This is a genomic window from Streptomyces sp. NPDC060031 (assembly GCF_042736805.1).
Lineage (GTDB): Bacteria > Actinomycetota > Actinomycetes > Streptomycetales > Streptomycetaceae > Streptomyces.
Window position 1 is genome coordinate 1 of sequence record NZ_JBHWVM010000173.1, and the last position, 6118, is coordinate 6118.

A 6118-nucleotide genomic window follows, 5' to 3' on the forward strand; every position below is an offset into this window, starting at 1 on the left:
CACCCACCGGCTCAGCCACGGACTCGTGCTCGATCGTCATCTCACTCACTTGGCGTCTCCATGATCAACAGATCCGCCGTTTATTAGACACTCCCCCTGGCACTCCACGTGAGCCGTTTTCCGCTCCGTGGTGCGCTGGATGGACGGGGTGCCCGGAGGGACGGGGGCGGTCACCGTCGGGGTTGAGAGCAGCGGGGTGTGCGCATGGGGGGAAATATGGGGGAAAGGATCAGGGGGGATATGGGTGGAAGTATGAGGGGAGGTATGGGGGGAAGGCGTATCGGCAGCATGTTTGCGTTGTGCCTGGTCAGGCCCCGGATTTCTGCTGGTGAGTGTGCGGACTTTCTTCTGTGTGTGGGTTGAGGGTTGGGGTGGTCTGGGCTTTGCGGGATGCAGGCCTGAGCGGGGCCTGGCGCTGCGCGTAGCTCTTGAACTCGGGGTAGGCCTTGTTCGCGAGAACGTGAATCACCTGCCTAGGGCGTGCGGCGGGGCCGGTCAGGTTTCGGTGTCGAGCTGGGTGTGAAGGTGCGCGGGTGAGCGCGTGGGCCTGGCTGGTCATGGTGTCCGTGTCGGCGGTGGCCAGCTCGTGGGCCGGGGTGCGGGCGAGGACTTCGCGGGGGCCGGGCCCGGGCTCCAATACGGCCTGCTGGCGCAGCCACCGGGCGTGGAGGGCGTCGGCTTGCAGGGTCTGCTCCGTGTATGCCTCCAGCGCGTGCACGCGCCGTTCGATGGCGGCCAGCGCTTCGTTGTGACCGGCGCCACCGTCTTCGCCTTCGCCGCCGGCGTCCCGCACGCTGGTGAGGCCGTGGTGTTGGGCGAGTGCGGTGGCGATGTCCCACAGCTCGGCGGGCAGCCGCACTGTGTTCGCCTGCCGGTCGATCAGGTCCGCCGTGTGCATAGCGCTGCCGAGGACGGTGTCGACGGCATGTTGGGCCCGTTCCAGGAGCGTCCTGCCGGTGGGGGAGAGGGTGTGGGCGGCGATGTGGCGGCCGCGGGCTCGGGGGTAGAGGCGGGCGTCGGGCAGGAGGCGCACGAGCCGGTACCCGGTGTGGATCACGGCGCCGGTGGCGGCGGTCGCGGCGATGGCGGTCAGCCCGGACAGGCTGCTGTAGGCGAAGCCGACGGGTCCGTGGGCGGCTTCGAGGAGGTCGGCGGTGGCCCACCACAGCGTGCCTGCGCCCGCGCCGGTCGCGGCCAGCCGTGCTGACCAAAGGCCCGGCGACCAGAACGGGGCCGGGGGCCTTCGAGGTCGTACTGCCACGCGTACGGGCGGATGAACGCGGCGACGTCGTCGGGGCAGGCGGGATCGACCACGACCACCTCACGCTGCTGCCGGCCGGCCATCACACCCTCCCCCCTTTCACGCCGTGTTGTCGTCGGCGTGCCTCGCCTACCTTCTCATCTTCGCCTTTTCGTGAATCCGTGTTCCAGCCCGGTCCGGTGGGAACAGCACGGGCATGAGGCGGCCTCCCACCCGGAGGCCGGCGTGGGGCCGAGCTGAGGAGGGTCAGCTCGGCGCGCCCGATCTGCTCCTGAACGGTGTGGTGCTCTGGACGATCCGCTATGTCGACACCGCCTTCGCCACTTGCGGGGGGTGCCACGAGATGTGGCCGGCGCCCACTTCCGCGTGAGCGGGTGGCAAGGGCGCCGGCCGACCGAAGAACACATCCACAGGAAACCCGGGAGCGTCATCGACGCGAGCATAGCGACGTTGCCCAGCCTGTGCGAGCAGCTGGCACATTCTTAGTCCTGTACCGTTTTCGTGTAGCAGTCGGTCGGGGATGCCCGAGTGCAGCATCGCTCCCGGAAGCCGGCCATGGGCCGCGAGGCGTGACCTGAGAAAGGTGTGTCGTGATCAGAGCTGGGCGCATGGCGTTCACGGTTGGCCGACGCGATGTCGCTCAGCTCATGGGTATGAACTGGGCCACGTTCCAGACCGTTAAGCCGTACACCGCGGAGGGCTTTCCCGCCCCGATCGGCTCCAAGGGATCGCGGGTCCTGTTGTGGGACCGGGATCAGATCGACGCTCACCTGACGGGTAGGCCATTGTCGGCCCTGCCGGACCACGATTCCGACGGCGATCTCCTGGACCGGCGCGAGGCGGCCGCACTGCTGGGGGTCCAGCCGCGGAGTTGGGACAGCTACAAGAAGGACCCGCGGCTCACGCCGCATGCCGTTGACGTACACGGTGTCGAGCACTGGCCCCGCGGCGTAGTGCAGCAGTTCATGGCCGCCCGCGGCCCCTCGAGCCCCCTGGGTCGGCCGACCGGATCGGGGGACATGGTGCCCCGCGATCAGCTGCCCGGTCGCATCGGCGAGCTCCTCGACGCTGACCCGGCCGTGACGGCAGCCCACGCCGTGGACGTCTTGGGAATCGCCTTCACCGCCGCGCAGAAGCACCTCCGGCAGGCCAGAGCCGCACGGATCGCGCAGCGAATGCAGGACAACCCAGAGCTCAACGCCGAACAGGCCGCCATACTTCTCGGCTTCCCTGCAGTTGTCCGCCGGGCGGCTGTTGAGGCCGCCCAGAAAGCACACCCAGCGAGCTGAACCGCCGGCTTCATCTGCCCTTTCCCGCACTCCATGAGAGCCGGTTGACGCCTTCACGGGCCTGGGGCGCTTTCCTCGCGCAGCATAGGTAGGGCTGGGGCCTTTTTCTGCCCGGTGGGGGCGGGCGTTGCGGGTCCGGTGCCGCCCGGGTTGGGGCGGCTCCGCTGCGCTGCGCCGCCCCAACCCCGCGTGCCGGGCTCCGCTTCGCTGCGCCCGGACCGAGCGCTGCGCGCTCTCACGCGCTGCGGGATACGGCAGCCGGCCGCTGGGCTCGCTTCGCTCGCGCAGCGTCCTCGCTTCGCGCTGCCGTATCCCTTGCCCTCGCCGCTGCGCGTCGAGGGTGCGGGCGGTACCGGCCCCGCAATGCCCGCCCCCACCGGGCAGAAACCGCCTTTGACCTGCAATTACTTCACTCTTTCGGCATGCCTCAGAGCCGCCGGGATCACTTTAGTTGCGATAGACTTTTCTTGTCGGTGAGGGTCCCGTGGCAAGGCCCTACCGATGACCGAAGAACTTCCCCCAATCCAAGGGAGAACCATGTCTTCTGTACGACCGGATCGCTTTGCCGTGGAGGTGTCGCCTGCGGGCGGATTCCATGTCTTGGGCTGGTATCCCGTGATGACCCCCCAGCGCGCCCTGGGCGCGGATTCCGTCGCGTGCGCGAGCCTCACGGATTCCCTGGTCTTGTGGACCGACCACTACGCCGCGCAGTGCGTGCAGGCCCGTAACACCCCCGTGGAGAACCTGCTGTCGCTGTACCGGCGTCCGCGCACGGTCGAGGGCCGTGCGCTGTTCACGGGCCAGGCATCGAAGGACGGGGCCGAGGGCTTGAGCTTCGAACAGGTCATCGTGCTGATCGACCGTCTGTTGGCCCACGCCAGCGCACGGACCCTTGACCGTCAGGTGCTGGCCGCCTCCTGAGCCGCCCGGAACTCTCGCCGGGTACAGCGGAGCCGTACCCGGCCACGCCGAGGAGCGTGAACGCTGATGGAACCCAAATCTGCCTTGGACCTCAAGCGCATGTCTGCGCTGCTGCATGCTCTCGCCCGCGCGGCAGGCGAGGGGACACACGACCTGTCCGTCGTCTATCTCTCCGGCGATCGCACGGCCCAGCACTCCTGTGACCTGGAGGGGCCGGTGTTCGACGACAACAGCGAGTGCCACGACCTGCACCGTGTCGCAAGCCTGTTGTTCGGCACTGCCATCAACGGCGGAATGGCAGTTGTGGTGCTGCGTACCCCGCAGGCGGACGGCACCAGAGCCGTAAGGGTGTGGAGGGTACGTGACCTGGTTGCGCGTCCCTGCACCGGCGCGCAGTCGTTCAACGCCTACTGCTTCGACGAGGCAGGACGACTGACCGGTCCCGAGCCGGGCGCGGTCTACGTGGACGCCCCCGAACTCGTCTGAGCCGCCCTTCCCGGCACCGGCCCCCGGGCCCCCTCAAAGACTGACCCCAACCCTATGCGGCGGGGGAGTGGCACCCCCGCCGCACCCGTAGAACATCCGAGAAGGAGAGACTTCCGTGGCACATGAGATCGAGCAGTTCAGCGACGGCACGGCCGCGTTCGTCAGCGCCAACACGAGCGCCTGGCACCGCCTGGGCACCGTTACCACCGGCGCCATGACCGCCGAGGACGCCATGCGCTTGGCGGCCCTGAACGACTGGAACGTCCGGCTCGTCGGTCTGACTGCTACCGAGCTGACTGAGGACGGCGCGACCATGTTGGAGGTGCCCGCCCACCGGGCGAGCGTGCGCACCCACCCCAAGACCGGCCGCCCCGAGACCCTCGGTGTGGTCGGCACCGACTACACCCCGGTCCAGAACGAGGAACACGCCGAGTTCCTCAACCACCTCGTGGACGAGTCCGGGGCGATCTTCGAAACTGCCGGGTCGCTGCGTGGAGGCCGACAGGTCTTTCTGACCATGAAGCTGCCTCAGTCCATGGCCATCGGGGGGACTGACGAAGTCCAGCTGTACATCGTCGCGTCCAACTCCCACGACGGCAGCAGCGCGTTCCGGGTCTGCACCACCCCCATCCGCGCCGTGTGCGCGAACACCCTGCGCGCCGGGTTCCGGCAGGCGCGGAGCAGCTACACCGTCCGCCACACCTCCGGAGCACGCGGCCGCATCGCCGAGGCCCGCCAGGCCCTGGGGCTCACGTTCAAGTACGCCGAGGAGTTCGAGAAGGCGGCACACCGCATGCTCAACGCCGAAATGACCACCCCCAAGCTGCGCACGATCGTGGATGAACTGTGGCCGATGGCCGGCCCCGACAGCGCCCGCAAGAAGACGAACCGCGAGACCCGGTGGACGACCATCCGGAAGCTGTTCGAGGAGGCGGAAACCCAGGCCAGCATCCGGGGCACGGCCTGGGCTGGATACAACGCGATCACCGAGTACGCCAACCACGGCGCCCCGGCGCGCGGCGCCAGCCCGGACCTGAAGGACGCTGCCCGCGCCGAGCGCGTGATCAGCGGAACCGCCGACGGCGTGATGGAACACGCCTTCCGCCTCATGACCGTCTGACCCCCACTCACCAGGCAGCACACCGGGGCGGGGGCGACGCTCCTGCCCCAGGACTGAGCCCCACTCCAACAGCGGCGGGGGAGTAGCACCCCCGCCGCACCCGAAGAACCCAACGAAAGGCCCCCCATGGAAACCGCCGACACCCCGCTCGCCCAGCGAGCCGAGAGGCTGCTTTACGCCCTCTTCGACGCGGCCGGAGACGGCTGCCACAGCATCACGGCGAGCGGAGGCGCCGCCTGGGCCCAAATCCCCTTCCACAACAGGGGGCACCGGACCCACCTCGGTAACCAACTGACCGACGCCGTCACAACCATGTCGCCCGCCCTGGACAGCGAGGTCTGCGGGATTGTGCTGCGCACCCATGAGGACGACGGCACGAGCCGCGTGCGGGCATGGAAGCTCGCGGCCGACACGCTCACCCCGCTCACGGTCGATGCACTCCGCCTCGCGTACGCCTTCGATCCAGAGACGGGTGAGCCGCTTCCGGCTACCGACGACCGCTTCGAGGAAGCGTCCTGGCTGCACCTGCACTAGCGATCCGCCCCACAGCGAGTCCGGAGGGGCGCCAGCACCCGCTCCTCCGGGCCCTCACTGGGACTGCGCACTTATGTTTCGCCGGTCAGTGGATCGGCGCCCGCAGCCTAATCCTGAAACTATCCATGCAAAGAATGAAGCATACAAGGCGAGACCGGGCGATGCTCTCCCAGCGGCCTTGATTCAGCGCCTGGGCAGCCAGCCTGACAACGGACGCAGCCCCACGCCCCCTCTCTTTGCTGGCCCGCCCGCGTAGCGGGCTCGCAGGGTCGGGGAGCGAAGCGGACCGGCCCTGACGGCCGCTCAGCGGACGTTTCCCAGGGGAGCGAAGCGACCCTGTCCTTATCATGGGAAGCGAAGCGAACCATGACAGCCGGGGAGCGAAGCGGACCGGCTCGGGTCCCGCGAAGCGGGACCCCTCGCCTAAGCGAAGCGCAGGCGCACCGGCCGAAGGCCGGCCCGCCGAGCGCAGCGAGGCGGTTCAGTCCAGGGCGCGCAGCGCCCTGG

At 68.8% G+C, this 6118-nt stretch carries 6 protein-coding genes; 5 read left to right on the forward strand and 1 reads right to left on the reverse strand.

Annotated features, from left to right (window positions below; genetic code table 11):
• Nucleotides 1–307 precede the first annotated feature (307 nt).
• Nucleotides 308–1261 (reverse strand): hypothetical protein, encoded by a 954-nt coding sequence (locus tag ACFWB8_RS36390; RefSeq protein ID WP_385237415.1) that lies wholly within the window; start codon nt 1259–1261, stop codon nt 308–310.
• Between the two features lie 653 nt (nt 1262–1914).
• On the opposite strand from ACFWB8_RS36390, the gene ACFWB8_RS36395 reads away from it, so the two are divergent.
• The 5 genes from ACFWB8_RS36395 to ACFWB8_RS36415 all read left to right on the forward strand — a co-directional run bounded on the left by ACFWB8_RS36395 (nt 1915) and on the right by ACFWB8_RS36415 (nt 5611).
• Nucleotides 1915–2550: a hypothetical protein gene (locus ACFWB8_RS36395; RefSeq protein ID WP_385237418.1), complete on the forward strand. Its 636-nt coding sequence runs from the start codon at nt 1915–1917 to the stop codon at nt 2548–2550.
• 537 nt (nt 2551–3087) lie between these two features.
• Nucleotides 3088–3471: a hypothetical protein gene (locus ACFWB8_RS36400; RefSeq protein WP_385237421.1), complete on the forward strand. Its 384-nt coding sequence runs from the start codon at nt 3088–3090 to the stop codon at nt 3469–3471.
• A 66-nt stretch (nt 3472–3537) separates the two neighbouring features.
• Nucleotides 3538–3957 carry a hypothetical protein gene (locus ACFWB8_RS36405; protein ID WP_385237424.1) on the forward strand — a complete coding sequence of 140 codons (420 nt, stop codon included), beginning with the start codon at nt 3538–3540 and terminating at the stop codon, nt 3955–3957.
• Nucleotides 3958–4072: 115 nt separating this feature from the next.
• Entirely contained in the window at nt 4073–5077 is a 1005-nt protein-coding gene (locus ACFWB8_RS36410; RefSeq protein WP_385237427.1) for a DUF932 domain-containing protein, read from the forward strand.
• A 126-nt stretch (nt 5078–5203) separates the two neighbouring features.
• Nucleotides 5204–5611, forward strand: a complete 408-nt coding sequence (locus ACFWB8_RS36415; protein ID WP_385237430.1) for a hypothetical protein — start codon at nt 5204–5206, stop codon at nt 5609–5611.
• Nucleotides 5612–6118 lie beyond the last annotated feature (507 nt).